This window comes from Mucilaginibacter sp. (assembly GCF_028287845.1).
Lineage (GTDB): Bacteria > Bacteroidota > Bacteroidia > Sphingobacteriales > Sphingobacteriaceae > Mucilaginibacter.
Genome location: NZ_JAQBOW010000160.1, coordinates 1 through 25,633, shown reverse-complemented (window position 1 = coordinate 25,633; position 25,633 = coordinate 1). Strand labels below are relative to the sequence as shown.

General features: G+C 38.8%; 27 protein-coding genes and 1 riboswitch. Of the genes, 16 read left to right on the top strand and 11 right to left on the bottom strand.

Annotated features, from left to right (window positions below; translation table 11 throughout):
• On the top strand, positions 1 to 863 hold an 863-nt coding region (locus tag JWP71_RS15940; protein WP_299501970.1), incomplete at its 5' end, for an MFS transporter.
• Positions 864 to 1,056: 193 nt separating this feature from the next.
• Here JWP71_RS15940 and JWP71_RS15935 read toward each other — a convergent pair.
• A complete protein-coding gene (locus JWP71_RS15935; protein ID WP_299501968.1) occupies positions 1,057 to 1,503 on the bottom strand; it encodes a DUF1569 domain-containing protein in 447 nt (148 codons plus the stop codon).
• A gap of 210 nt (positions 1,504 to 1,713) precedes the next feature.
• On the opposite strand from JWP71_RS15935, the gene JWP71_RS15930 reads away from it, so the two are divergent.
• The 8 genes from JWP71_RS15930 (at position 1,714) to JWP71_RS15895 (ending at position 11,280) form a co-directional block, all read left to right on the top strand.
• Entirely contained in the window at positions 1,714 to 2,295 is a 582-nt protein-coding gene (locus JWP71_RS15930) for a transposase (protein ID WP_299501966.1), read from the top strand.
• 131 nt (positions 2,296 to 2,426) lie between these two features.
• Entirely contained in the window at positions 2,427 to 3,341 is a 915-nt protein-coding gene (gene hemF, locus JWP71_RS15925; protein ID WP_299501963.1) for an oxygen-dependent coproporphyrinogen oxidase, read from the top strand.
• Positions 3,342 to 3,343: 2 nt separating this feature from the next.
• The gene (locus JWP71_RS15920; RefSeq protein ID WP_299501960.1) at positions 3,344 to 3,742 is read left to right on the top strand and encodes a hypothetical protein; all 399 of its coding nucleotides are present in this window, start codon (positions 3,344 to 3,346) and stop codon (positions 3,740 to 3,742) included.
• A 419-nt stretch (positions 3,743 to 4,161) separates the two neighbouring features.
• The gene (gene gyrA, locus JWP71_RS15915; protein ID WP_299501958.1) at positions 4,162 to 6,759 is read left to right on the top strand and encodes a DNA gyrase subunit A; all 2,598 of its coding nucleotides are present in this window, start codon (positions 4,162 to 4,164) and stop codon (positions 6,757 to 6,759) included.
• 5 nt (positions 6,760 to 6,764) lie between these two features.
• Positions 6,765 to 7,880: a hypothetical protein gene (locus JWP71_RS15910; protein WP_299501956.1), complete on the top strand. Its 1,116-nt coding sequence runs from the start codon at positions 6,765 to 6,767 to the stop codon at positions 7,878 to 7,880.
• Positions 7,881 to 7,888: 8 nt separating this feature from the next.
• On the top strand, positions 7,889 to 9,142 hold the full coding sequence (locus JWP71_RS15905; RefSeq protein WP_299501954.1) for a hypothetical protein: 1,254 nt from the start codon (positions 7,889 to 7,891) through the stop codon (positions 9,140 to 9,142).
• Between the two features lie 237 nt (positions 9,143 to 9,379).
• Positions 9,380 to 10,063 (top strand): type II CAAX endopeptidase family protein, encoded by a 684-nt coding sequence (locus JWP71_RS15900; protein ID WP_299501952.1) that lies wholly within the window; start codon positions 9,380 to 9,382, stop codon positions 10,061 to 10,063.
• Positions 10,064 to 10,149: 86 nt separating this feature from the next.
• Entirely contained in the window at positions 10,150 to 11,280 is a 1,131-nt protein-coding gene (locus JWP71_RS15895; RefSeq protein ID WP_299501950.1) for a glycosyltransferase family 2 protein, read from the top strand.
• A gap of 50 nt (positions 11,281 to 11,330) precedes the next feature.
• Here JWP71_RS15895 and JWP71_RS15890 read toward each other — a convergent pair whose 3' ends face one another.
• Positions 11,331 to 11,528 (bottom strand): hypothetical protein, encoded by a 198-nt coding sequence (locus JWP71_RS15890; RefSeq protein WP_299501947.1) that lies wholly within the window; start codon positions 11,526 to 11,528, stop codon positions 11,331 to 11,333.
• Positions 11,529 to 11,707: 179 nt separating this feature from the next.
• Between JWP71_RS15890 and JWP71_RS15885 the strand changes: the two genes are divergently transcribed.
• The 4 genes from JWP71_RS15885 to JWP71_RS15870 are packed head-to-tail and all read left to right on the top strand — an operon-like array spanning position 11,708 to position 14,676.
• A complete protein-coding gene (locus tag JWP71_RS15885; RefSeq protein WP_299501945.1) occupies positions 11,708 to 12,181 on the top strand; it encodes a DUF4442 domain-containing protein in 474 nt (157 codons plus the stop codon).
• A gap of 3 nt (positions 12,182 to 12,184) precedes the next feature.
• Entirely contained in the window at positions 12,185 to 12,676 is a 492-nt protein-coding gene (locus JWP71_RS15880) for a GNAT family N-acetyltransferase (RefSeq protein WP_299501943.1), read from the top strand.
• Entirely contained in the window at positions 12,651 to 13,274 is a 624-nt protein-coding gene (locus JWP71_RS15875; RefSeq protein ID WP_299501941.1) for an ATP-binding protein, read from the top strand. The genes JWP71_RS15880 and JWP71_RS15875 overlap by 26 nt, the downstream gene beginning before the upstream one ends.
• 22 nt (positions 13,275 to 13,296) lie before the next feature.
• Positions 13,297 to 14,676 (top strand): MATE family efflux transporter, encoded by a 1,380-nt coding sequence (locus JWP71_RS15870; RefSeq protein ID WP_299501938.1) that lies wholly within the window; start codon positions 13,297 to 13,299, stop codon positions 14,674 to 14,676.
• A 104-nt stretch (positions 14,677 to 14,780) separates the two neighbouring features.
• Here the strand turns inward: JWP71_RS15870 and JWP71_RS15865 are convergent, their stop codons facing one another.
• From JWP71_RS15865 to JWP71_RS15855, 3 genes are read right to left on the bottom strand one after another with little or no spacing between them, the layout of a single operon-like run.
• Positions 14,781 to 15,383 carry a DNA-3-methyladenine glycosylase gene (locus JWP71_RS15865; RefSeq protein ID WP_299501936.1) on the bottom strand — a complete coding sequence of 201 codons (603 nt, stop codon included), beginning with the start codon at positions 15,381 to 15,383 and terminating at the stop codon, positions 14,781 to 14,783.
• Positions 15,380 to 16,030 (bottom strand): alpha/beta hydrolase, encoded by a 651-nt coding sequence (locus tag JWP71_RS15860; protein ID WP_299501935.1) that lies wholly within the window; start codon positions 16,028 to 16,030, stop codon positions 15,380 to 15,382. Before JWP71_RS15860 ends, JWP71_RS15865 begins: the two co-directional genes overlap by 4 nt.
• Entirely contained in the window at positions 16,023 to 16,505 is a 483-nt protein-coding gene (locus tag JWP71_RS15855) for a GAF domain-containing protein (protein ID WP_299501933.1), read from the bottom strand. The genes JWP71_RS15860 and JWP71_RS15855 overlap by 8 nt, the downstream gene beginning before the upstream one ends.
• A gap of 491 nt (positions 16,506 to 16,996) precedes the next feature.
• On the opposite strand from JWP71_RS15855, the gene JWP71_RS15850 reads away from it, so the two are divergent.
• Together JWP71_RS15850 and JWP71_RS15845 are read left to right on the top strand one after the other, a co-directional pair.
• Positions 16,997 to 17,737 (top strand): DUF3291 domain-containing protein, encoded by a 741-nt coding sequence (locus tag JWP71_RS15850; RefSeq protein ID WP_299501931.1) that lies wholly within the window; start codon positions 16,997 to 16,999, stop codon positions 17,735 to 17,737.
• Entirely contained in the window at positions 17,706 to 17,954 is a 249-nt protein-coding gene (locus JWP71_RS15845; protein WP_299501929.1) for a hypothetical protein, read from the top strand. The genes JWP71_RS15850 and JWP71_RS15845 overlap by 32 nt, the downstream gene beginning before the upstream one ends.
• 123 nt (positions 17,955 to 18,077) lie before the next feature.
• On the opposite strand, the gene JWP71_RS15840 is transcribed toward JWP71_RS15845, so the two are convergent.
• Together JWP71_RS15840 and JWP71_RS15835 are read right to left on the bottom strand one after the other, a co-directional pair.
• Positions 18,078 to 18,443, bottom strand: coding sequence for a hypothetical protein (locus tag JWP71_RS15840; protein WP_299501927.1), 366 nt, complete (start codon positions 18,441 to 18,443; stop codon positions 18,078 to 18,080).
• Entirely contained in the window at positions 18,421 to 18,633 is a 213-nt protein-coding gene (locus tag JWP71_RS15835; protein WP_299501925.1) for a hypothetical protein, read from the bottom strand. The genes JWP71_RS15840 and JWP71_RS15835 overlap by 23 nt, the downstream gene beginning before the upstream one ends.
• Positions 18,634 to 19,013: 380 nt before the next feature.
• Between JWP71_RS15835 and JWP71_RS15830 the strand changes: the two genes are divergently transcribed.
• A complete protein-coding gene (locus JWP71_RS15830; protein WP_299501923.1) occupies positions 19,014 to 20,255 on the top strand; it encodes a PQQ-dependent sugar dehydrogenase in 1,242 nt (413 codons plus the stop codon).
• A 256-nt stretch (positions 20,256 to 20,511) separates the two neighbouring features.
• Here JWP71_RS15830 and JWP71_RS15825 read toward each other — a convergent pair whose 3' ends face one another.
• From JWP71_RS15825 to JWP71_RS15810, 4 genes are all read right to left on the bottom strand, one after another.
• Positions 20,512 to 21,198 carry an NAD-dependent deacylase gene (locus JWP71_RS15825; protein WP_299501920.1) on the bottom strand — a complete coding sequence of 229 codons (687 nt, stop codon included), beginning with the start codon at positions 21,196 to 21,198 and terminating at the stop codon, positions 20,512 to 20,514.
• Between the two features lie 67 nt (positions 21,199 to 21,265).
• Complete coding sequence (locus tag JWP71_RS15820) at positions 21,266 to 21,844, bottom strand: DUF6580 family putative transport protein (protein ID WP_299501918.1); 579 nt, start codon at positions 21,842 to 21,844, stop codon at positions 21,266 to 21,268.
• 40 nt (positions 21,845 to 21,884) lie between these two features.
• Complete coding sequence (locus JWP71_RS15815) at positions 21,885 to 22,940, bottom strand: DUF5074 domain-containing protein (RefSeq protein WP_299501916.1); 1,056 nt, start codon at positions 22,938 to 22,940, stop codon at positions 21,885 to 21,887.
• 11 nt (positions 22,941 to 22,951) lie between these two features.
• A complete protein-coding gene (locus JWP71_RS15810) occupies positions 22,952 to 24,973 on the bottom strand; it encodes a TonB-dependent receptor (RefSeq protein ID WP_299501914.1) in 2,022 nt (673 codons plus the stop codon).
• A gap of 105 nt (positions 24,974 to 25,078) precedes the next feature.
• A riboswitch (cobalamin riboswitch) is annotated at positions 25,079 to 25,281 on the bottom strand.
• Positions 25,282 to 25,633 lie beyond the last annotated feature (352 nt).

The window sequence follows — 25,633 nt, the reverse complement described above, 5'->3', positions numbered from 1 at the left end:
TGGTTAGCGAAACACTAAGCAAAGAGCGTAGGGGATACGGTACCACAATTGTAGCTATGATAGGCCTTTTAGGTGCGGTAGCCGCTGCCTGGGTTGGTAAGTACGACTGGCGCACAGCTTACTATGTAGGCGGTGGATTAGGAATTGTGCTGCTGTTATTACGGATGGGTACTTTTGAATCGGGTATGTTTAAAAATATTAAAGACAGCAACGTATCAAAAGGGAATATATTAATGTTATTTAATAACGGTAAACGTTTTTTAAAATACCTGTATTGCATATTAATTGGCGCGCCGTTATGGTACGTGGTAGGTGTACTGGTTACTCAGTCGCCCGAGTTTGGGAAGGCTTTGGGTGCCAAAGTTCCGCTTAGCGCAGGTGACGGTATTTTGTATACTTATGTGGGTATATCCGTTGGTGGCATATTTGCGGGTTTACTGGCGCAGTTAACCAAATCACGTAAAACTACCATGCTGGTGTTTTTGCTACTCTCTGTAGTGAGCGTTGTACTTTACCTCAATGCAAAAGGAATTACCACAACCCAATTTATATGGCTTTGCCTGTTTATGGGTTTTGCTGTAGGCTATTGGGCAACATTTGTCACCATCGCGTCCGAGCAGTTTGGTACCAATATACGGTCGACCGTTACTACAACGGTGCCTAATTTTGTAAGAGGATCATTAATACCGGTAAACGCCTTATTTAATATGTGCGTAATACATTACGGCATGATACAAAGCGGTTATATCGTAATGTTTGTGCTTACCGCCATAGCATTATTTGCCTTGAGCCAGTTAAAAGAGTCATTCCATAAAGATTTGGATTACATTGAAGAGGAAGATGGTTTGAATATGACGACGTAAAGCAAGGCCCTGTGCGAATCGCTCAAGGCTTTAGTTTTATATTGATCACTCATGCAATGAATGGGTAATATGACACTCAATAATCTCACGTTAGTCCGGATTTATAATCCCGGACTAAATTAGGTGCGGATTTGCAATCCGCGTATCCCAAATTCACTAAGTATTAGTTTGAGTATGGGGATTGCCAACACATCTACCCATTAAATTGCCGCAAATGGTGGTCGGCATGTTTATAAGCCATTTGCCCGACCTGTTCTTTTGTCATTTTTCCGAAGAAAGGATGGACGAAACCCGAGTTCGAGAAATGAGCGTATTCGTTGATCAGGGCAATCCACTTCTTTTTTTCTGATGCAATATCGCCGTTGGTTTCTTTTACTTTAAACTCACGAAGTGTGGGCGTATTTCGTGCCAAAGGGGCATCATTCTTCAATATTTTTTTTAAAGCCATTCTCCCAAACAAACGGCCAATAAATACCTGTTTGTTGTTATTATCACTTTGCACCCATTCGTCCCACAGTGTGCAATGCTTCAGCGCCTGGTACACATTCATTTTGCCCCACTCATTCTTACTATTTTCGTTAATCGTATCGATCCTGCTGATCAATTCATCCCTTGTCATTTTGTCAAATACTGTTTTCATGTTTGCTGTAATGGGCGTTAAAAAGATGGATATTTTAAGCAAGTTGTGTAATATATTGAATATGTACAACTGTTAGCAAAGTTTTAATTATGAAGTTTTATTTAGAAACCACGTTAGTCCGGATTTATAATCCCGGACTAAATTAGGTGCGGATTTGCAATCCGCGTATGCAATATTTGCATTCCAAATACAAAGTATCTATATTTAGTTATGGGTTTTAAATATCGTATCACTTCTGATGACGAGCTTTACTTTTTAACGTTAACAGTAGTTGATTGGGTGGACGTTTTTACCCGCAAAGAACTCTGCCTTGACCTGATAGACTCTTTAAAATATTGCCAGCAACACAAAGGCCTTATTATCTATGCCTGGTGTTTAATGCCGAGCCATTTGCACATGGTGGCAGCCGTTGAACCAGGAACAAACAGACTATCGGATGTGATGCGCGATTTTAAAAAGTTTACATCGAAAAAGATCGTCCAATCTATAAACGAAATTGCCGAAAGCCGCAGAGATTGGTTGTTGCGACATTTTGTTTATGCCGGAAAATTCAATCCTAAAATTAAAGATCATCAATTTTGGCAGGAAGGCTCGCATCCTATCGAACTAAGCACATTTAAATTTATCGAACAAAAGATCAATTATATTCATCAAAATCCCGTTGAAGCCGGTATGGTTTTTAGGGCCGAGGATTATGTATTGAGTTCGGCAGCGCAATATAGCGGTGAGTATAATGCTTTGTTGTCGGTAACGTTGATAGAGGATTTGGGTACGGGGATTGTTTATCCTTGAATGATTTTTGTTTATATGGGGATTGCAAATCCCCGTGTAATTTAGTCCGGGATTATAAATCCGGACTAACAGTTTATATTAGATTTGACAACTTTTAAAAAGTTGTCAAATCTTTACGCATTTTTGCACCAATGATTAACAAAGAACAAATAGCTGCCGATTACCAGACCATCCAGGATGAAATATGCCGGGCATTGGAGCTGGTAGACGGTAAAGCAAAATTTGAAGAAGAAAAATGGGAGCGTGAAGGTGGCGGCGGTGGCCGTACCCGGGTTATCCAGAATGGCAATATATTTGAAAAAGGCGGTGTAAACTTTTCTGCCGTTGAAGGGCAATTACCCGAAGCTATCAAAAAGAGCCTGAAGATAGATAGTGATGATTTCTTTGCTACCGGTGTGTCTATTGTGATCCATCCTAATCATCCGTTAGTGCCTATCATCCACATGAATATCCGTTATTTCGAAATGCCTTCGTCATTTGGTGAAGGGAAGGAACCTGTACGCTGGTTTGGTGGGGGTATAGACCTTACACCGCATTATATTGTTGAAGATGATGCCAAATACTTCCATAGTAGTTTAAAAGCTGTCTGCGATAAATTTAACGACGAGTACTATACACGTTTCAAGAAATGGGCCGATGATTATTTTTTCATAAAACACCGCGACGAAACCCGCGGAATAGGCGGCATATTTTATGATCGCTTAACAGCCACCGATGATATGAGTTGGGAGAATATTTTTGAATTTTCTAAAGCTTTGGGCCGTTCATTTATTCCGATTTATACCGAACTGACTAATCGCCACAAACAAGAAACCTTTACCGCCGACCAACAGCAATGGCAATACCAGCGCCGCAGCCGTTATGCCGAGTTTAACCTGGTTTATGATGCCGGTACTAAATTTGGCCTGGAAACAAATGGCCGGATAGAATCTATATTGATGAGCCTGCCGCCAACTGCCAAATGGCTATATAATTATCAGCCAAAACCGGGCAGCGAAGAAGAGAAAACTTTGTCTTTATTAAAAAAAGGTATTGATTGGGTATAGGTATGCAAAAGCTAATGTTTTCATTACTGGCAATGCTGGTATTATCTTCATCTCAACAAGATAATACGCTTAAAGGCACCTGGGAATATCGCGGCGGTAAAATCAATAACAAAATATCCCCGGCACCTAAAGGATATTCGCAACAAAGAAAATATACCGATAAAGCCTTCGAGGCCTATCTGTTAGAAAAAGGCGAAAAGCCGGTGAAATATGAAGCCGGCAATTATTCGCTAAAAGGCGATACGTGTTTAGAGACCCAAACCTACTGCCTGCAATCGCAAGAAATGGTGGGGGTTGTTGTTCGATATGCGTACCGGGTAAAAGACGACACCCTGTTTTTAAACGCGACATTGCCAAATGGCGCAAGGGTAGAAGATTATTGGAAGAAAATAAAACCCTGATCTGTATTTTAATTTCGGCTAAAAATGTTGTTTCACCACCTGTAAATTACCCAATTTGCAATGTGTTGATTATCAGTTTTAAACGTAAGATATATGCTCGTTTTTACTGACTTATACGTTGTTACATTTTGTTACATCACTTTTTCACAATTATCTCATAAACAATAATTTAAGTCGAAATCTTGTTTCACTTGTTACATTTTGTTACACCAATTGGTGTAACAAACAACCTACTGTGGCGGGCATAACGTTGTATACAGTTGGTAAGTAGCAAAATGTGGATATTTTACTGTCATTATCGCACCTATTTTGTTACAAAACGGGTGCGATAAATCAACTATTTTCTTAACTTCGCAAGTCAAATAAAAAACCTGTTTATTACGATCAATTATTAAGCGAAATACCACAAATAAATAAAAATGGCTGAAGGAACAGAGAACGATAATCCACACAAAGAAGACAAGATAATTTCAATAAATATTGATGAGGAAATGCGATCGGCATACATTGATTATTCAATGTCGGTTATCGTTTCCAGGGCATTACCGGATGTCCGCGACGGATTAAAACCCGTACACAGGCGTGTGCTTTTCGGCATGCTCGATCTGGGTTTAAATAACAATAAACCTTATAAAAAATCTGCCCGTATTGTAGGGGAGGTGATGGGTAAATATCACCCGCATGGTGATGCTTCTGTATACGATACTATGGTGCGTATGGCGCAGGAGTGGAGCTTACGCTATCCGTTAGTTGAGGGCCAGGGTAACTATGGCTCGATAGATGGTGATAATCCGGCGGCAATGCGTTATACCGAGGCAAGGTTGGAAAAGATAGCCGAAGAAATGCTGGCTGATATCAATAAAGATACTATTGATTTCCAACTAAACTTTGACGACTCTTTGCAAGAGCCAACAGTTTTACCGGCAAGGTTCCCTAATTTATTGGTTAACGGTGCATCTGGTATTGCCGTAGGTATGGCCACTAACATGGCACCTCACAACTTATCAGAAGTAATTGATGCCACTATGGCTTTAATAGACAACAGGGATATTGAAGTTAGTGAGTTAATGAAGCATGTTAAGGGTCCCGATTTTCCTACAGGCGGTATTATCTATGGCTTTGAAGGCCCGCGCGAGGCTTTAGAGACCGGTCGTGGCCGTGTTGTGCTAAGAGCCCGTGCCGAAATTGAAACCCATGGCAGCGACCGCGAGCGTATCATAGTAACCGAAATACCTTACCAGGTAAATAAAGGACTAATGATTGAGCGTACTGCCGATTTGGTTAACGATAAAAAACTGGAAGGTATATCTGCCATTCGTGATGAATCTAACCGTGAAGGCATACGTATTGTTTATGAAATAAAACGCGAGGCTAACGCAGCCATCGTATTGAACAACCTGTTTAAATACACCGCGCTGCAAACATCATTCAGCGTAAATAATATTGCGCTGGTGCATGGCAGGCCAATGATGTTGAACCTAAGGGATCTGATACATCATTTTGTTGAGCACAGGCATGAGGTGGTTGTGCGCCGTACAAAATTTGAACTGGCCGAAGCCCAAAAACGCGCGCACGTTTTAGAAGGTTTATTGATCGCTTTAGATCATTTGGATGAGGTAATTAAATTGATCCGCGCATCACAAACTCCTGACGAGGCCCGCGAAGGTTTAATTACACAGTTTGGCTTAAGCGATATACAAGCCCGCGCAATCCTGGATATGACCCTAAGAAGGTTAACCGGACTTGAACGTGATAAGATAAAAGATGAGTATGAAGGTTTGATGAAACTGATAGATCATTTAAACTCAATCTTGGCTGATGAAGGTTTAAGAATGCAGATCATCAAAGACGAGCTGATTGAGATAAAAGAGAAATATGGTGATGAGCGCAAAACCGAAATGGTACACTCATCCGCAGAAATGCAAACCGAGGATTTTATTGAGGATGAGGATGTTGTAATTACAATTTCACGCGAAGGTTATATTAAACGCACACCGCTTACAGAATATCGCAGGCAGGGCAGGGGTGGTAAAGGATCAATAGGCAGTAACAGTCGTGATGCGGATTTTATTGAACACCTGCTTATCGCGTCTAACCACAACTACATGTTGTTCTTTACCGAGTCGGGGCAATGTTTCTGGTTAAGGGTGTTCGAAATTCCGGAAGGATCGCGTACATCAAAGGGTCGTGCTATTCAGAATATCATTAATATACCTAAGGAAGAAAACATTAAAGCTTATATTAAGGTTGTTAACTTAAAAGATAAAGAGTACCTGGAGAACAACTTTATAATAATGTGTACCAAGAAAGGTGTGATCAAGAAAACGTCGTTAGAAGCCTATTCTCGTCCGCGTGCAAATGGTATCAATGCTATAAATGTTAACGATGGTGATTCACTGTTAGAAGCAAACTTAACCAGCGGTTCAAGTGAGATTGTAATGGCCTTAAAATCAGGCAGGGCAATACGCTTCAACGAAGCTAAAGTTAGGCCAATGGGCCGTACAGCTACCGGTGTAAGAGGTATTACACTTGATAGTGACAACGATGAAGTAGTAGGTATGATAAGTATTGATAACCCAGAAACTACCGTATTAGTGGTGTCTGAAAAAGGTTATGGTAAACGTACTGATATTGATGATTATCGTGTAACTAATCGTGGCGGTAAGGGCGTTAAAACACTTAACGTTACTGAAAAAACAGGCGAGCTGGTAGCTATAAAAGGTGTTACAGATAATGAGGACCTGATGATTATTAATAAATCAGGTGTAATTATCCGTATTGCAGTTAGCGAATTAAGAACCATGGGCCGTGCAACGCAGGGAGTGAGACTAATAACGCTTAAAGGTAATGACGAAATAGCATCAGTAGCTAAAATTGAGCATGATAATGAGGAAGATGTAGAAGCCGAAGAAGGTGCTGTTGAAAATTCTGATGAAGAATCAACACCCGATTCAACTGCCGGATCAACACCGGATGCTGATGCTGAACCAACATCACCGGGCGATATAACTGAATAAAAACAATGAAGGGCCGTAAAATTATATTATCGGTTTCAATAATATTACTAACTACATCTTTTGCCTTTTGCCAAACAGAAGTGCTAAAAGGTGTAGTTAATAGTTTGGCGTTTTACAAGCAAAAAAATGAGCTTAAATATTTAAGCAATGCCAAAAAAACAATTGATAGCCTGATAAAGGTAAGCCCAGACTCTACAAACCTGGAGAAGAATGTTTACCGGGTTGTGGTAAACTCCAGTATTTTATATATTGATTCGTTAAATAAACTTAATCAGCCTGCTGATTTTTTCAGCAAAACTGTCGCGCTGTTAGATTTACTGAATACCAGGAAAAAGATATATAAATACCAGCCCGAAATGGATTTTGCCAGGCAATGTTTGGCAAATGTTTATATACGCAAGGGATTTGCCTATATAAACAACTCTGATTATTCCAATGCCGAATATGTTTTTTTAAGAGCACATAGATATGTACCCTCGTTTAAGCCCCTAAATGCTTATATAGCCTATACCTATAATAAATTAGGTAATTTAGAAGCTGCTGCAAAATACTACGATAACCTAATTAAAACCGATAGCACAAAAACAGCCTATATTGAAGCTGCATCTGCTATTTATAAAGCAATAGGAGATACCAGTAAAGCTATTGATGTATTAAAAAAAGGGAGAAAACTATTACCTGCAGATAAATTTTTACTACTTGATGAGGCTAATATTTATAATAACAAGAAAGATTATAAATCATTAGCACCATTATTGACCAAATTGCTTGATATTAATATAAATAACCCCGATATTGTGTTTGTAGCAGCAAATTGTTACGAACATTTATATCAATATGATAAAGCAGAATCGCTTTATTTGCACGTAATAGATTTAAATAGTTCGGCTTACGACCCTATATTTGATTTGGGTTTGCTTTATTTAAAGAAAAGTACCCTGAAAGAGGGCGATAAAGAAAAAAACATAAGCTATGCCCGGCAATGGATAGAAAAAGCAAATGAAATATCACCTAATAATATTAAGTGTTTAGAAATTTTGCAGCTTATTTATGCACAAACCGGTAATAAAGACCAATTGAATAATATAAATAACAAACTAAAACAGTTAACAAATCAATAAAACTAACCATGAGAATTAAATTTTTGATAGCAGGCCTGTTGGGCTTAGTTACAGCAACAGCATTTGCGCAAAAAGGCGAATTAAAGGATGCGAAGGAATCGTATGATAAATACTCAACACTGAGCAGATCAGGAGCAGGAGCCATGTTAGCTAATGCCAGCCTGGCTTCGGCTAAAAAATCAATTGATAATGCCGCTGGAAATGCAAAAACATCCGGACTTCCGGAAACGTATGCCTTAAAGGGAGCTATTTATGCATCATTAGCGCTTGCTGATACTTCGGTATCCAGAACAGCTCCTTTATTTGCAACTGCCGACGAAGCTTTAAAAAAAGCTAAAGAGTTAGATACAAAAGTTGAATACAAGAAGATAATTGACGATGCACATGTTACCCTTGCCCAATACCAATTAAACAAGGGTGTAAAAGAATTTAAGCAAAAAAAATATGACTTGGCTTATAGTTCATTTGATTATTATCGCCAAACGCTACCTGAGGATACTAATGCTATTTATTATACCGGTCTTTCTGCAGCTTCATCAGGAAAATATCCGGAGGCTGTTAGTAATTACACCAAACTGCTTACAACCAAATTTTCACAAAAACCTGCTATATATTTTGAACTTTCGTCTATTTATTTAACACAGAAAGATACTTCAGCAGCATTAAAAATTACGGGAGAAGGTATACAGAAATATCCTACCAACGCTGATTTACGTAAAAGAGAAATTGAAATAAGCTTGCAAACAGGCAAACAACAAGAAGTACTTAGTAAAATACAGAGTGCAATTGTTAATGATCCTAAAAACAAAATGCTGTATTATTATGCAGGTTTAACAAACGGACTATTTGCCGAAGGTGTTGCAAAAGAAATTGCCAAAACTAAGGACGCAGCCACAAAAGCTACTTTACAAGCTAAAAGAGCTGACTATTTTGGAAAAGCTGCTGATTTTTACAAAAAAGCCATAGAAATTGACCCCGGCTATTTTGAAGCCAATTTAAATTTAGGATATGTTATGCTGAGCCCTGCAATTGATCAATATAATGCCGCTAATCAATTACCTGTAAACAAACAAAAAGAGTATGATGCTGCAATTATAAAAGCAACTGCACAGTTTGAATTAGCTAAACCATATTTATTAAAAGCAGTTGAGTTAAATCCAACATCAGTTGATGCTTTGGCTAATTTAAAAACATACTATTTGGGCACTAAAAATCCTGCTCAGGCCACAGAAACTCAGAAAAAAATAGACGCTATTAAATAATAATAGGAGAATACTAAAAGCCTGCTTTGATTGAGCAGGCTTTTAAAAGGCAATACTACTTAACATAATGTTAATTATGAGACGTATTGAATATGAACAATTGCTCATCTCCACCAAATAATAATTAGTTTTATTAATGGACCCGGTAATTGTCAATAACAAATCTGTATAAACTTGTTGACCTGCAATTTTTAATTAATTGATTTAACACTATCTTTCCAAAAAAACGCCCAAGTTTTGCTAGAGCAGGTAACAACAACTAAACCATCAAAAATAGTAATCATTGCAGGTATACTTATAGCTACTGTATTCTCATTGGTACTTTACACCATTCTACTTAGGGCGCATTTAAGTGTTTTGAACGGGGTGATCTATACGCGACTTATTTATTGGGCAGAGATTGTTTTTTTATGGTGGTTTGCAGCGCAATTTGAAAACCAACCCCTATTAATTTGGAAAGAAAAGCAATCGGGCATAAAATTCATTTTATTATGGACCGTCTTTCTTTTTTTATTAATCTTAGCGGCTAATTTAATAGCAGATATCACAACATTGTTGGGGTATCATCAAAATAAAGAGATCCTCCGCCAAATTTCCCGCTTCATAACTGGTCGCTACTTTTTAATTGCATTTATATCTATTACAGCGGGCGTTACCGAAGAAATAATTTTCAGGGGTTATATCCTAACCCGTTTATCGCTATTATTTAAAAATCAATATATTCCGATTGTAATTTCGGCTTTGTTATTTTCAGGGATGCATTATACTTACAATAGTCCGCGCGAGTTCGTCTTTACATTTTTAGGTGGGACAATTATGGCGGTCCACTACAATAGATACGGCAACCTAAAGCCGCTTATCATCGCACACACTTTGATTGACTGGGCAGCCAACACATTTTTACACTATTTCATCAAGTAATATATTCCTTTGTAATGTTCAAAATTATCATGATATAAAACACATTTTGTTTTGGACAATACATGTTCATCCCATATCTTCAACAAATGTTTCTTTTATATAGCTTATTTATAAGTATTGCCTGGTTACTGCTTATTGCTTACTTACTTATTAATTTCAGGAAGATCAAGCAATTAAATGTACAGCCAATTTCCAATAAAGAACCGGCATTAGTAATTATAATCGCGGTCCGTAATGAAGAAGACGATCTGGCTGCAGCTTTACAGAGCGTTTGTAATATTAAGTATGCCAACTATCGAATACTTGTGGTGAATGACCGGTCTACAGACCGTACAGCGGATATATTGAAAGATTTCACTTTCCGCTATAAGCAACTTACCGTTACAACAATAACTGAATTACCCGATGGCTGGCTGGGCAAAAACAATGCGTTGTACCAGGGTTATCTTAATAGCACAGAAGAATGGATTCTTTTTACTGATGCTGACATTGTATTTCATCCGGATGCTATAAATAAAGCCATTGGATACGCTATCAGGCATAGATTAGATCATTTAGCCATTTCGCCCGACACCCGATCAAGATCTGTCGTTTTAAACAGCGTATTGGCAACATTTTACCTGATGCTTATGTTATATATGCGACCGTGGAATGCCAAAAATCCTAAATCAAAAGCATCAGTTGGCATTGGCGCATTTAATCTTGTAAAACGTGATGCTTATGAAAAAGCCGGCACACATACGGCCATCAAACTACGACCAGATGATGACCTTAAACTTGGTAATTTGATTAAATCGGCCGGTTTGCGGCAAGATATACTGTCTGGCCGGCAATATATTTGCCTGGAATGGTACAAAAACCTTCAGCAATTTATAAATGGGCTAATGAAAAATTCATTTTCAGTAGCTGATTATAAGCTTGGTATAGCAATTTTACAGGCAGTTGCCGTTTTGATATGCATAGCGTTACCTATACCGATTATGTTAATTGGAGGCTGTGGCTATATTTTTATACTGCCGACCCTGATATTACTAGGCCAGGTAACCTATATGATAATGGTGCCAGCCAATAAATGGTGGTATGCGTTAATGATACCTTTTGCAGGTTTTTTGATGGCTTATATTATATTAAAAGCCGCGATCTTAACAATTAAGCAAGGCGGGATATACTGGCGCGATAGTTTTTATTCTTTAGCTACGCTAAAGGGCAAAGTTTAGTCAAACTTTTAACAAAGGCCCAATCAAATCAGGCCCTCCTTAAAGTAATGCTACATCACTGGTTTCTTGGTCGTATCCTTAGTACCCATTTTACCAGTATCTTTTTTCATGGTATCGGGTTTTGTCATTTTAGCAGTATCGGTTGATGTTGAATCAGAACCACTCGTTTTCTTTTTTGAACTGCAGCCTGCTGCAATTGTGCCAATCATTACCATGACAAGCGCAAAATTTAAAATATTTTTTTTCATAGATATTTTGGTAAGTAAATGTGTTAATATGTTAACTTACATTTATAACCCATGTTAGGTGGTATTGTTTAAATTATTTCTTCTATAAAATTAAGTGTGAGCGATTTACATATACCAAAGTTGAAAAATCAATTATCTGTTTAATTGTATTCGGTTTAAATTTCTGATATTTAGCCGTTATGGTGGTATCAGAGAGTTTATCAAAATGGGGAATGCGCTTCTACCCTCCTCTTTTCTTTCAGCGTATTTGGGTAGTTAAAATTGATAAAGGGTTTAAGGGCGTAAAGGTGAAGATCAACAAGAGTATTTTTAATAAAAATTATAATAATGCAATATTCGGCGGCACCATATTTTCGGCTGCAGATCCATTTTATCCATTGCTTTTTCACCAATTATTTAGTCATAAGGGTTATAATGTAATTGCCTGGTCAAAATCATCAGAGATCCGGTTTATTAAGCCGGCGCTAACTAAATTGTATTTTTATATCAGTTTAAGCGATGATGATATTGCCGAGGCCGAACATGTTTTAAATACCGGCGGGAAATACACAAAGTCGCATCCTATTGATATTTATAATACCAATGGTGAAATATGTGTAACCCTGATGAACGAGATCTATTTGCGAAACGTCAATTTTAAAGAAAATTTGTAAGTGATGAAAGTATTTATAAATGATGATGCCTTCCTAAAAAAAGGATTTTCTATATCGACAGATAAAAGCTTGCTTGATTTTGAAGCTATCTATAATTACTTGGATAAGGAGTCGTATTGGGCAAAAGGAATACCTGTAGAAAAGCTTAAAATAGCCATTGGAAACTCCTTATGCTTTGGTATTTATCATCATCAAACACAAGCCGGCTTTGCACGTGTTGTTACCGATAAGGCCACTTTTGCCTATATTTGTGATGTATTTATCCTGCCTGAATTTAGAAACAAAAGTTTATCAAAATGGTTGATACAAACCATTACCGGGCATCCTGAATTGCAGGGATTAAGGCGATGGTCGTTAGCCACCGCTGATGCCCATGGATTATATAGCCAATTTGGATTTACAGAAATAACCCGTCCAGACAGATGGATGGAAATATTTACGCCTTACCAGGTGCCTAACGAGGAAGAAGATGAACATAAAAAAGCAAATTTTTGAAGGCGAGGGCGTAACACTTGATTTTAAAAAAACCATTACCAGTTGCGAAAAAATAGCGCGGACAATGGTATCATTTGCCAATAATAAAGGTGGCCGTTTATTAATAGGCGTTGCTGACGATGGCACCATAAAAGGCGTAAAATCTGAAGATGAAGAACGGTATATGATAACCAGGGCCGCGCATCTGTTTGCCAGGCCCGCCCTTGAACCTATATTTGAAGAGGTATATGTTGATGATAAGCTGGTACTGGTAGTTGATACTCCCGAAAGCCTGCTTAAACCTCACTATGCATTGTCAGAAGACGGTAAATGGTGGGTTTATGTACGTGTTAAAGATAAAAGTGTGTTGGCCAGTAAAATTGTTGTTGATGTACTTAAACGATCGGCTAATACTAACGGTGTATTAATTGAATATTCTTCAAAAGAAAAATCATTACTGGAATATCTTGAAAAAACCAATCGTATTACCGTAAAAGAATATTGCGATTTAATAAAGGTTGGTCGTCGTGCCGCTCAGCGAATACTGGTGAACATGGTACTTTCGGGTGTTATCCGCATTCACACAACAGAAAAAGAAGAATATTATACGGCTGCTTAATAGCCATAGTATTCACTAACCCATGAGAGCTACCTACAATAAATACCGATCCTATTATGGTGACAATTTAAAACTCGCTATCCCGGTTGTTATATCTCAGCTGGGTCATACTTTAGTACAAACATCTGATACTATTATAGTTGGACACTTTGCCGGAACTGTTAGTTTAGCTGCAGTATCATTAGCTACAAGCATATTTGTGGTGCCGTTGGTGATAGGTATTGGCATATCCTACGGCTCTACACCACTAATAGCGCAAAACAACGGGCGCAAAGAATTTGCAGAATGCGGACAGTTGTTATCCAATAGTTTATTTATTAACGTGCTGAGCGGGATAGCGTTGTTTGCCATAGTTTCCCTGGGATCAATTTTCTTTTTAGATCATCTGCATCAGTCGCCTGAAGTTGTGCGACAGGCAAAGCCATTTTTATTGTTACTGGCCCTTTCCATTATACCCATGCTGGTATTTAATACCTTTAAACAGTTTGCAGAAGGTTTAGGCTTTACCAAACAAGCTATGCTTATTTCTATATGGGGTAATGTGCTTAATATATGCTTGGGGATAACTTTTGTAAAGGGCCTGTTTGGCATTCATCCTATGGGGATTATGGGCGTTGGCTACAGTACTTTGATAGATCGTTGTACAATGGCTTTGGTGATGGGCATATATATATTCAGATCAAACAATTTTAAACAATACTTAAAAGGCTTTGCATTAAAAAATATCGACCGGGTGCGCAGTTTAAAAATTCTGGGTATTGGCGCGCCTGTTGCGTTGCAATACGGATTTGAAGTGAGCGCCTTTAGCGGGGCAGCCGTTATTATTGGAAGTATAGGATTGGTTCAGCTCGCGGCACATCAAATTGCAATTAACCTGGCATCGATAACCTACATGATGTCGAGCGGATTATCAGCGGCGGCAGCAATCAAGTCGGGTAATTATTTCGGGGCAAAAGATCATAAAAATTTGCGGTTATCAGCCGCGGCAAGCTACCATGTGGTAATTGTGTTTATGTGCATAACCGCGCTTATATTTACGGTTGGCAATCACGCTTTACCCTGGATATATACTTCAGATAACCAAGTCATACTTATTGCAGCTCAGTTACTTATACTTGCTGCCATGTTTCAATTATTTGATGGAACCCAGGTGGTTGGTCTGGGTATTTTAAGGGGCATGGGCGATGTTAATGTGCCTACAGTAATTACTTTTTTAGCATATTGGGTAATTGGCTTACCGTTAGGTTATTTTTGGGGGATACACTTACACTGGGGTATTGCAGGTGTATGGTACGGCCTGGTATTAGGTTTAATGGTATCTGCAATTTTGCTTTATATCCGTTTTAAAATCATCAGTAAACATCACCGGGATAAGCGGCCCGTTATTATTGCCCGCGATTAAAATTGAATTCAAGGCCCGAATTATGTCCTGTAAACAACTTTTAATCTTTCAGCGTTAAAGAATACTTCCGCATTAAAAACAGGCTTAAATTGAATGTAATTAGTTTATTTGTTCGGTTTGCTTACGTATATATTTCCTTTTATATAAAACCGGTAAGGCAATAGCGCGTCCTCCCCTGCATAAGCTACCCCTATCCGGGGCACTGCAGCGATATTTTCGTCGGGGATGACCATACCCCGGTCCTCTATCCATAATGTATCGCTTAATAAGCTGATTGCGTTTATATCGCGTGATATACCTAAAGCCCTTGCTACAGATCCGGGCCCCGAAGTTAGGTTAGGTTTAACAATAGTCATTTTGCGCCGGTCAAGCATAATATCCAACCCTTCGGTTGGTTGTATCGCCCGGATTAAAATAGCCTTGGGCTCGCCCTCAACAGCCGTTACCACATTAAACATTTCATGTATGCCATAACATAGGTACACATAGGCTATCCCACCATGCATATACATGGTTTTAGTTCGGGGAGTTAAACGGTTATCGTAACTATGTGCAGCTTTATCAATAATACCATTATAAGCTTCTGTTTCAACAATATATCCACCTGTAACTAAACCATTAATACAGGTAAATAAATATTTGCCCAACAGCTCACGACTAATGGTCACTACATCATTGCGCCGGTAAAAACTTTCGGGCAGTTTCATTTTTTCTTTAAAATACTTTTCAATAATTTGTTTATCTGCTTTGCTTTATCAAATACCATAATATGGGTTCCGCCTTTAATCACCGTAGCGTTTTTTATTCTTTTATAATTAAATACCAGGTCCTTATCTCCCACTATGTGATGCACATTGGGAGGTACTGTCGTGTTTTTCCAATGAAGGACAGCAGCCATCGCCCATTTTATAAATACAGGGGATGATTTTTTCAGCATATCATTAAATAACCACGCGTCCTGTGTAGACATATTGCCAAATACCGGCTTTATAAGTAAACCTAAATTAGCCATTAACCTACCAGGCACTAATTTATAAGCAGGCAAGGTTTTAAATAGCTTAAAATACAGTGGAGCTTCATCAATTGTCTTAATACTTGATATCAGGATCACTTTATTTAGCGGCACCAATTTAGCAATTTCAATAGCAAGTATACCGCCCAATGAAACGCCAATTACAACAGAATTTGCAACTATATTATATTGATATATAAGTCTTTGCGCATAAGTACTTAAAGTATCACTTTTATTGGGTTCTATCCAGTCTATAGGGACTACATCACGGTCATGCAGATCAATATTATTAAAAAGGCGGGTATCGGCGCCTAATCCGGCTATTAAATATATCTTACTCATTAAAGTTGATCAGCCCTATAATCTGTTCAAGGTATTTAGCATCGATATTGTCAAACTGGGCTAAATTTTCGCTGTCAACATCTAACACGCCAACCACTTCATTGTTGTAAAATAACGGCAAAACAATTTCCGACCGTGATGCCGAGCTGCACGCAATATGCCCGGGAAACTCATCAACATTGGGTACAATTAATGTTTTAGCCTGCTCCCATGCCGCGCCGCAAACACCTTTACCCTTGGCAATACGTGTACAGGCAACCGGCCCCTGGAAGGGCGCCAATACCAGTTCGCCATCCTTAACCAAATAAAATCCTACCCATAGCCACCTAAACTGTTCCTTTAAGGCAGCGCATATATTTGCCATATTAGCAATTAGATAGGTCTCGCCATACAGTAATGCTTCTATCTGTGGTATAAGTGATCTGTATTGCTCTTCTTTATCTGCTGATGTGATAATTGTTAAATCTTCTGCCATATAACAAAGGTAAGTGTGTACTATTGAAACAAGGCAGACGCACTAAAAAAGATTTACCATCCCAACCCTCTTTACCGCTTGCGGAAGAGGAGGATGATCGAGCGACTTAGCGATGATCGGGTGAGTACTAAATAAGGCGACATTACCGCTAATGCACGGTGGCGATTACTCACCCCGACTACGCTATGCTGGTCAACCCTCTCTTCGCTTCGCGGAAAGAGGGTTGGGATAATTCAAAATAATAAAATAACCCTCTTTCCGCCGACGGCGAAGAGAGGGTGATCGAGCGACTTAGCGATGATCGGGTGAGTAAATAAAGCGACATTACCGCCAATGCCCCGGTGGCGATTACTCACCCCAACTAAACTAGCTGGTCGGCCCTCTCCTTCTTCGCTTCGCGGAAAAGAGGGCAAAGAAATTTAATGCGTCTGCCCTAACTATTAAAACTAAATAAGGCAAATATCATATTAAATCTTTTATTTAGTACTTCAATGATAGTTAGCCTCACCATAGTTCGTTATCCAAAATTGCTCATCCCTTTCGCGCTGCTGGCAATGGCTATACACCGTTTGTCTATGCGGTTGCAAAAAGGATGTACGTTCTGGAAGTTATTAGGCAGCGGTCAAAACGGAACCTTTGACCTGCAACCCGACTGGCAACAATGGGGACTGCTGGCTGTTTGGGATAACCAAGAAGCATTTGATAAATTCTATAACCATTCATTCATTGCATCCTGGTGGAAATTATTTCGAACCGAGCAATGGACAATACTTTGCGAACCCTTACAAAGTCACGGTAAATGGGATGGCAAAGAACCCTTTGGCGCGCCTAACGTAGCCGACTATATTGGCCCGGTTGCGGTGCTTACACGCGCTACCATTCGTTTTAACAAACTTAAAAGCTTTTGGGGTAATGTGGACGACGTTGCGGATTTAATGGCCACAGCGAAGGGCTATGTGGCTTCATTTGGCATTGGCGAAGCACCGGTATATCGGCAGGCTACGTTTTCTGTGTGGGAAAGTTTGGATGATGTTAAAGCTTTTGCCTACCAATCGCGCCAGCATAGTGAGGTTATTAAGAAAACACGTACTGAAAATTGGTACAAGGAAGAGCTTTTTGCCAGGTTTAAACCGGTGGCTGCTTTTGGTACCATAAAAGGGAAGAACCCGTTGAATGATTTAAACAATTTACTTTTACAAAATGAGAATAATAGCAGAATTACCACACCCTGAATTTAAGATATCCATCTTTAACATGAACCAAAAATTCATTGTAAAAATAGAGAAAGGCGTATTAGAGCAAAGTTATAAAATAGCCGAAATGGACCTGACCGAAGGCGTTAACAGTGTATTTGAATTGCTTGATGAGGAGTTTTTAAAGGCAGTAGCTGCCCGTTTTGCAGAGATGGCTAAGGATTTTAAGAGCGCGTACTTTAGGTATAACTATTAGTTGAGGTAAGTTATATAACTTATTGATTAATAAATTTATATAAATTCTAAAATATCTAAACAAAATTATATTTGGCAGTTATTTTATGGTAAATATGGGGACAACCCACACCCAAAGATGAGATTAGTTAAGGTTTTTTATAGTCGCTCTCGCTTGAGACAATTCAACATTACTTTTTACTATTTCTTTTTTTAATGAATCTAATTGCTGGGTTTGGTGTTTTAATTTCGATTGTAATTCTACACTCGATCTATCAGAAGTAAAAGTTAATATCCCTACTATCAAAGCCCCCGATGTAATAAATGCAGTCAAGGCCAATATAAATGTTTGACGAATAGCATTATCTTTTAATCTATTGTTTGTTTTTTGATTTTCTAAAAAATTCATTCCTTTAACTGTCAACCTTGCATCGATATCAACGACATCGTACCATCTTCTTTCTGCATCTATATCACTATACTCTATATCATATTTTTTGTCTTTCGTCAAACTTTAAATGTCCTGTATTTTTGCACTCAAATAAAAAACTATCCGCATCTGCGTTTTCAGATTGCCATTCATTTTTCTTGTTTGATTTAGGTTTTTTAAAGTTTTGTTCCATAAATTTAGATATGGATTTTTTAGATGATAACCCAGTTTTCTCAAACTCTTGCAATAGTTTTAAGTAAAGATTTTCCATAAAAAAAGAGGCTGTTATTTATCTTCTCAAGATGCTTAAAAAAGTCAACAATTTATAATATTAATTTTGCCAACCCAGGTCAAACGCATTAAAATAATTACACTTATCATTAGGAGGCTCCCATGGAGCCTTTCTAACTTTATAGCTTATGTCTATAAACAGGTGACTTCTTTGGAGTCAAATGCCCACTTCGTTTCAGCAAATATAGGCTCCGGAGGAGCGCCCTGTTTATAGAAGGACAAGACAAACCCAATTTTGGCTCCATCGGAGCCTCCTAAATACATGCGATACTCTTTGAGTTATTTTAATGCGTTTACCCTCATCCAATACCATAATAAAAACCTACATTGGCTGCACCAAATTATAATGCCAATTAATTCATGAAGAAGATTACCCTAACCAAATCATTGTTATTTGCACCTGTTTTTTTGTCGCTGTTTGTGACCGTACTGGTACTTCCCTCCTATATTTTTCACAAAGCTCCGTTAGTTGATGATGAAGTAACAGCGCCGATATTAAATTTAAACGCCCGGCAGGTAACGTCTGATCTGCAGGCACCTTTGGATATGGCCTTCCCCGGCAATGGTGATATTTTGATAGCAGAGCAAACCGGAAAGATCCGCCTGGTAAAAGATGGCAAGCTAACAGACGCGCCATTATTGGATATCACCAGTAAGCTGGTTAATGTCAACATGGGATTTGACGTTAGGGGCATTTTAGGCTTTACTATAAGCCCTAAATTCATCACCAATAGGAAAGTGTATGTTTTTTACTGCGCGCCTCCTGTAGCGCCTAAATCAGATCACAAAGATGTGGTGGCCGAATATACATTATCCGGTAACTCAACTAAAGTAGACCCCAACAGCGGGCGAATTATATTTAGCGCCGACGAACCGGGACAAGGTAACAACGGTGGCTGTATAAGATTTGGCCCTGATGGTTATTTATACGTTTCTATGGGCGACGGCGGTGGTGGCGGCGATAAGCATGGCCCAATTGGTAACGGGCAAAACATGAATACCCTGTTGGGCAAGATATTACGCCTGAATGTAAATAGCGACTCGACCTATACCATACCAAAGGATAACCCATTTGTTGGCAAAGCAGATACCAAACCCGAGATATGGGCCTATGGCCTGCGCAATCCCTGGCGGTTTTCTTTCAATAAAGCGACAAAGCAACTATTTACCTGCGATGTTGGCGAGAGCACCTGGGAAGAAATGGATATTATTGAAAAAGGCGGCAACTACGGCTGGCGTATAACCGAAGGCACACATTGCTTTAACCCCAAACTAAACTGTGATTTTACCGGAACAATAAAACCAATTGCCCAGTATAAGCATAGTGATGGGGTATGTGTTATTGGCGGATATGTATACAACGGCAGGCAATTACCGGCCATAAAAGGCAAATACTTTTTTGCCGACTGGACCGGCCCGATATACTACATACAAAAAACCGGCGAAGCATGGCAAAGAGGTAAAGTTACCCTGCAAAACTACCCGGCCAATTTAAAGATAACCGGCTGGGGCGAGGACCCTGCAGGCGAAATGTATGTGATAACCACACCCGATACCTCACCGGGAAATACAAAGGGAACTATTTATAAAATTGTAAAATAGTTGCTGATTTTGGTGTTTCAAAGTGTTTCACCACAATAAAAAAAGGTGTTTCATCAGGTGTTTCACCCCAATTTTGCAAAAATCGATAAAACAGCATAAAGCGTTTATTATAAGATATTTAACATAGTTTACCTAAAGTATTTGTACTGTTTCATGGTGTTTCACTCATTTTGTTAAATTGCTAAATATCAATAAGTTAACCTAAAAAAGTGTTTCATGTGTTTCATATTTTTGTGAAACACTTCGCAGCGTTTTTTTAAGACCCCATTAACCGCTTCACCAGCTCAGGTACGCCAACGGTTGCCTTCTCTTCTATCTTTATCATGCTATTTAAACGATTTATATCCGGGATGTTGGGATCAACAATATATTTAGGTACCTGGTTAGGTACATAATTGATCAACCCGGCAGCGGGATACACGGCTAATGATGATCCCACCAGTATGAATATATCCGCTTGCTGGCATATCCGGGCTGATGGTTCAATCATGGGTACATCCTCACCAAACCAAACTACGTGCGCCCGCAATTGTGAGCCTAATTCGCACACCTCGCCCATTTTAATTTCCCAACCTTCCATTGGGTAAGTTAAGGCAGCGTTTAAGCTGGATTGCGCCCGGGTAATAACACCATGCAAATGCATAACATTGGTTGATCCTGCCCTTTCATGCAAGTCATCAATATTTTGGGTAATAATGGTTACTTCATATTGCTCCTCTAACGCCGCTAACGCATAATGCGCGGCATTGGGTTTGGCATTCATAGCGTCTTTACGGCGCATATTATAAAAATCCTGTACCAGTTGCGGGTTGCGCTGCCATGCCTGGGGCGTTGCCACTTCTTGTACATCATAACCCTCCCAAAGGCCATCGCTATCCCTGAAGGTCCTTAAACCGCTTTCGGCGCTAATACCAGCGCCGGTTAATACAACAATCTTTTTCATCAGCACAAATTTCATAAAAAAAGCGATCAGTATAAACTGACCGCTTTTTAATTATAATAAGTTTAGTTTAAAGTGCTATTGTTCTGTTAGTACGCAACACGGTGAATTTGCTTTTTGCAAGCTCAAAACCGCCAAACAATACCAGGCCAAATACAGCGTCGCCTAAAAGCATATTTCTTTCAAATGGTATAGCGGCCACAAGAGCTTCCCAATAGCCTAATAAACTGTTAGGGTAAAGCGATGAAGCGCCGTTTATCCATGGAAGGTCCATAATTAGCCAATGTGTAGTTACAGGTACTAATAAGATCACTAATCCGCTAACAAAATTCAGCTTTTTTATCTGTGAACCAACAAATACAATTATAGAAAAGCATACACAGTTCCAAAAAGTATAACTGCTCCACAACGACCATTGCGACGTGTATGAATGATTAATGATAACATCACTCACAAAAAATGTCAATAGTACGATTAGATACGCTTTCCATTTATCATTAAAATATACGCCACCAAAAATGGCTATGGCGCCAACCGGTGTAAAATTACTCCAAACCTGGTATTTTAAGGTAAACAGGCGTATTGCTGCCATGGCAAGTATTACCAAGACCAATACAATGTTGCGGGTATTTATTTTGTTTAATGACATAATGGTAAAATTACATATTTCTACTAAAATACTAACAATATTATTTATTTACCAACACTATTTTGCCCGGGCTAATACCCACAACTATCGAATATTCCTTTTTGCCGGTTTTATCAAAAGCTGTTAATGTTCCGTTTGATGAATAATCTTTAGCATCCGTAACAAATATTTCGCCGGTTAACGGATCGCCAGATATAGCATAAGGTGCAGTAATAACCGTACCATCGGTAATAAAATTTGCCGAAGATGCTGTTTGTGTTTTAGCATTATATACCGCTATTTTATTATCAGCAGTTGGATAATAAACAAAATCACCCAAAACAAAAATCGGCACATTAAACCCTAAGTTTACCGTAGGTTTTGATTTTACAAGATCGGTTTTATCATCAATTACGGTCATACCGGCAGGCACGTCAAAGAAATTGCCCAGCGATAACACATATACATTATCATAAGTATCGGTAGTAACCGAAACCGGATCGGCAATAACGGTGATCTTTTTTGTTTCTGTCAAAGTAGTCAGGTCAATTACAGATAAGGTTGTACCCGGAGTTGGATCTAATCCACCTGAATTTGCTACATACAATTTACCATTTGCTACTACCATTTGTTCAGGGTCACTGCCTACAGTAATAGTTTTGGTTATGGTTAATGATGTAGTATCAATAACAGATACCGTTCCGTTATAGGAGGTAACAAAAGCATTGCTCTTATAAAAAGTAACGCTACGTGGCTGAGTAAGGGTAATAGATTTGATGAGTTTTGCTGTTTTAGCATTAACAATTGTTACCAGGTTAGAGTTGTTTACCACAATAAACATTTTGGCGCCATATATGCCCAAATCATTACCGGTGTCGCCCAATTTGGTGGTGTTGGCCGCAGTAAACTGATCTGGTACCAACAGCTTGGTTGTATAATCATAATAAGTCAGGGTGCTGTTGTTTATACCGAACCCGCCCTGGTTCAACACATATAAGCCTGCTCTTTGTGCTGTTGGCGTATCAATAACGGGGTTTACCTTATCCTTATGGCACGATGCAAGTATTGTTACTAATGCTAACGCGATAAATAGGTAATTAAGTTTAATCTGTTTCATGTGATTTATTGTTATATAGTTATTTGAAATGAAATTCTGTATGAACGCCCGGGCATAGGGTAGCTTTGCACTACCACATAGCTTTTGTTGAATAGGTTATTTACTTCCGCCGAAAGTACTATCGGGCAATTATTAAATACGCCTTTATAAACTATTGACGCATCGCTAACAGCGTACAATGGCATATAGTCGGCAGGCTTGTTATCGTTATCATAATATCTTGACGAAGAAAAAACCTGGTTATAATAAATACCTAAGCCCCCCCTACTGATACCCGCGTTTAAAGCGACCGTATTTTCCGGGATGTAAGGCAATTGATTAAGATAAGTTGAGGATGTAGGGTCTGTTATGTTAATTGCATGCTGATAGGAATAATTAACCGATAATGATAACCTGTATGCTGCCGAAAGCTTGGCTTGTGTTTTTAAACCAACATCTAATCCTTTAATATCAACCTTACCAAAGTTTTGCGTAGAGCCGTTGTACAAGCTTGGTATAAATACAATTTTGTTGGTTACGTTATTGTAATAAGCATCTGTAGTAAATGCAACATAATCAAGCAAGCCCGTTAAACTTTTAGTGTATGATATGCCTAAATCGTATTGATTAGTATATTCTGGTTTCAAGGTTGTATTGGGCGAAAAACCATAATACAGTTCATTAAATGTTGGTACACGGAATATGTATTTATAAAAGCCCCTTATCTGAAAATTTTTATCCTCAAATGGTTTTATGGTTGCCATAACCGTTGGCGAAAAGATATTTCTGTTAGGACTTGCTGTACCTGTCCTAACAGTTTCGCTAATATTAGTATTAAGTAAGTTTCCCTGCAAGGTTAAATCGCCTAAGATTAAATTGGTTGCCAGTACATTTAACAATGTTACACGGGTTGGGAAACGAAAGTTAGGCATATCTGCATCCACATTATTTAGGGATAGATCTGTAGCATAAGAAACCTCCCAATTCGGCAAGAAATGATAAGATAAAGCAGCCGACTGATAAAACTCCCGTTGGATATAATGCTGGTCGAGTATACCTGATGAGCTTGGAAATTGCGGGTCGAAATAATGCAGGTTGTTTTGCGAGAATTTTGAATTAATCAGTAACTGAAATCCGTCTTTCCATATATGCTTATATCCCGTCTGTATAAACAGATCGCGGTTCCATAATCGCTGGCCCGATGGTGGTGGTGTATAAAGTATAACCGCGCCCGGTAACCCACGATCTGAATTATAATAGTTAATATGCAGGTTAAATTTATTGCTGTCGGTTTTATTCCAGTATAAGGCACCATCAACCTGCTGTGCGGTGATGTCTGATCCTATGCGTGTTTGTTGGGAAGTAGTAGCGCCGTTATTGATTAAATATTTATAACGGCCATTGGCGTTTTCGGTATAACCATTAACAATAAATGACCAGTTATTACTTAACCGCTGCTGCCATTGCAGATAAGGGTTTACCAACCCAAAACTGCCTGCTTTAATACCGGCTGTAATTAAATACGGTTTGGCAGCATTTAATTGCGGTTTTATAGTTTCGATAGATAACACACTGGCCGACGCAAACGCCCTTGCCGTTTGGAGAATATTTGGTGGCTGACCGTTATATAAGGTAATAGCCTGTACATTATTTAAGTTTAGTTTGCCAAGGTCAACCTGGCCATTCTCGGCATCGTTTATCTGCACACCGTCATACAATATAGAGGTATGATTAGCTCCAAGCCCGCGAACCGATACTGTTTTTAGTCCCCCAATGCCGCCATAATCTTTAATAATAACGCCCGAGAAATCGCGAATAGCATCTGCAACATTAAAAGCATTGTATTTGATAAATTCATTGGCCGAAATTGTTTGTGATGGAACAATAACCTGCAGTTTAGGTACTGTTGATGAATTTACGGTAACCTCTTTTAGCTTTTTTGTAGTATCGGTTTGTGCAAAAAGGTTAGTTGATGAAATAAAAAGCAGCAATACGATCAAGCATCCCGGCAGGTGCCGTAAACGATCGAAAATATATAATACTGTTTTTTTCATGCCGATGTAAGTAAACCTTACAGCATACAGGAACAGATTATTGGAATGAAAACACACCGATATAAAGAGAGCATCTCACATCCAAGCTTCAATCCCCGAAAGCTGTGAATAATATAGTACTCTGGCAGGTCTTCTGACTTACTCCCCTTTCGTCCTGTCTTCCCATTCGCTTTGCAGTGAATAGTGACTAATTGAATAGACTACGGTTATGGAGCTTACAGCTGCGGGACAGTTACAGATTTACACTGTATTCCCTTTTAATTCTTAACGATTGTTATCATTAAGAAACCTAAAGCGTTACAAAAGTAAAATAAGAATTCGATAACGCAAACTACCCTTGTATATTTAAGTAAGAAATACTACTCATCAACCAATTGTGACCAATGGCGTGGCAATGACTAAGACGGTGGTATTTAAGCTTGTCCGTCCGATTTTAAGTACTCGCCGGATATTACCAACCCCACCCCAATTGCCTATAAATGCACAGGTTTTAATACCCGTTTTAACTGCTCTGTACCGCTACCTGCCATAAGCTGTTTTATAGTTGTTATTGCAGGGTTAAAATAGTAATTGGGGGTGGTAATTCAAAATAGCTGGTTTCGCTGTCAGGTTAATCTTTCAAAAACGGATTAAAATTTCTTGTGCCAATGGCCATACCCG

Bases quoted from the DNA above. Each gene is read 5' to 3' on its own strand.
- JWP71_RS15890 (WP_299501947.1), bottom strand. From the start codon at position 11,528: ATGAAAAAAAATATTTTAAATTTTGCGCTTGTCATGGTAATGATTGGC.
- JWP71_RS15905 (WP_299501954.1), top strand. From the start codon at position 7,889: ATGAGAATTAAATTTTTGATAGCAGGCCTGTTGGGCTTAGTTACAGCA.
- JWP71_RS15910 (WP_299501956.1), top strand. From the start codon at position 6,765: ATGAAGGGCCGTAAAATTATATTATCGGTTTCAATAATATTACTAACT.
- JWP71_RS15930 (WP_299501966.1), top strand. From the start codon at position 1,714: ATGGGTTTTAAATATCGTATCACTTCTGATGACGAGCTTTACTTTTTA.
- JWP71_RS15825 (WP_299501920.1), bottom strand. From the start codon at position 21,198: ATGAAAAAGATTGTTGTATTAACCGGCGCTGGTATTAGCGCCGAAAGC.
- JWP71_RS15920 (WP_299501960.1), top strand. From the start codon at position 3,344: ATGCAAAAGCTAATGTTTTCATTACTGGCAATGCTGGTATTATCTTCA.
- JWP71_RS15935 (WP_299501968.1), bottom strand. From the start codon at position 1,503: ATGAAAACAGTATTTGACAAAATGACAAGGGATGAATTGATCAGCAGG.
- hemF (WP_299501963.1), top strand. From the start codon at position 2,427: ATGATTAACAAAGAACAAATAGCTGCCGATTACCAGACCATCCAGGAT.
- JWP71_RS15850 (WP_299501931.1), top strand. From the start codon at position 16,997: ATGATAGTTAGCCTCACCATAGTTCGTTATCCAAAATTGCTCATCCCT.
- JWP71_RS15835 (WP_299501925.1), bottom strand. From the start codon at position 18,633: ATGGAAAATCTTTACTTAAAACTATTGCAAGAGTTTGAGAAAACTGGG.
- JWP71_RS15865 (WP_299501936.1), bottom strand. From the start codon at position 15,383: ATGAAACTGCCCGAAAGTTTTTACCGGCGCAATGATGTAGTGACCATT.
- JWP71_RS15845 (WP_299501929.1), top strand. From the start codon at position 17,706: ATGAGAATAATAGCAGAATTACCACACCCTGAATTTAAGATATCCATC.
- JWP71_RS15885 (WP_299501945.1), top strand. From the start codon at position 11,708: ATGGTGGTATCAGAGAGTTTATCAAAATGGGGAATGCGCTTCTACCCT.
- JWP71_RS15815 (WP_299501916.1), bottom strand. From the start codon at position 22,940: ATGAAACAGATTAAACTTAATTACCTATTTATCGCGTTAGCATTAGTA.
- JWP71_RS15810 (WP_299501914.1), bottom strand. From the start codon at position 24,973: ATGAAAAAAACAGTATTATATATTTTCGATCGTTTACGGCACCTGCCG.
- JWP71_RS15855 (WP_299501933.1), bottom strand. From the start codon at position 16,505: ATGGCAGAAGATTTAACAATTATCACATCAGCAGATAAAGAAGAGCAA.
- JWP71_RS15880 (WP_299501943.1), top strand. From the start codon at position 12,185: ATGAAAGTATTTATAAATGATGATGCCTTCCTAAAAAAAGGATTTTCT.
- JWP71_RS15820 (WP_299501918.1), bottom strand. From the start codon at position 21,844: ATGTCATTAAACAAAATAAATACCCGCAACATTGTATTGGTCTTGGTA.
- JWP71_RS15895 (WP_299501950.1), top strand. From the start codon at position 10,150: ATGTTTCTTTTATATAGCTTATTTATAAGTATTGCCTGGTTACTGCTT.
- JWP71_RS15875 (WP_299501941.1), top strand. From the start codon at position 12,651: ATGAACATAAAAAAGCAAATTTTTGAAGGCGAGGGCGTAACACTTGAT.
- gyrA (WP_299501958.1), top strand. From the start codon at position 4,162: ATGGCTGAAGGAACAGAGAACGATAATCCACACAAAGAAGACAAGATA.
- JWP71_RS15870 (WP_299501938.1), top strand. From the start codon at position 13,297: ATGAGAGCTACCTACAATAAATACCGATCCTATTATGGTGACAATTTA.
- JWP71_RS15860 (WP_299501935.1), bottom strand. From the start codon at position 16,030: ATGAGTAAGATATATTTAATAGCCGGATTAGGCGCCGATACCCGCCTT.
- JWP71_RS15830 (WP_299501923.1), top strand. From the start codon at position 19,014: ATGAAGAAGATTACCCTAACCAAATCATTGTTATTTGCACCTGTTTTT.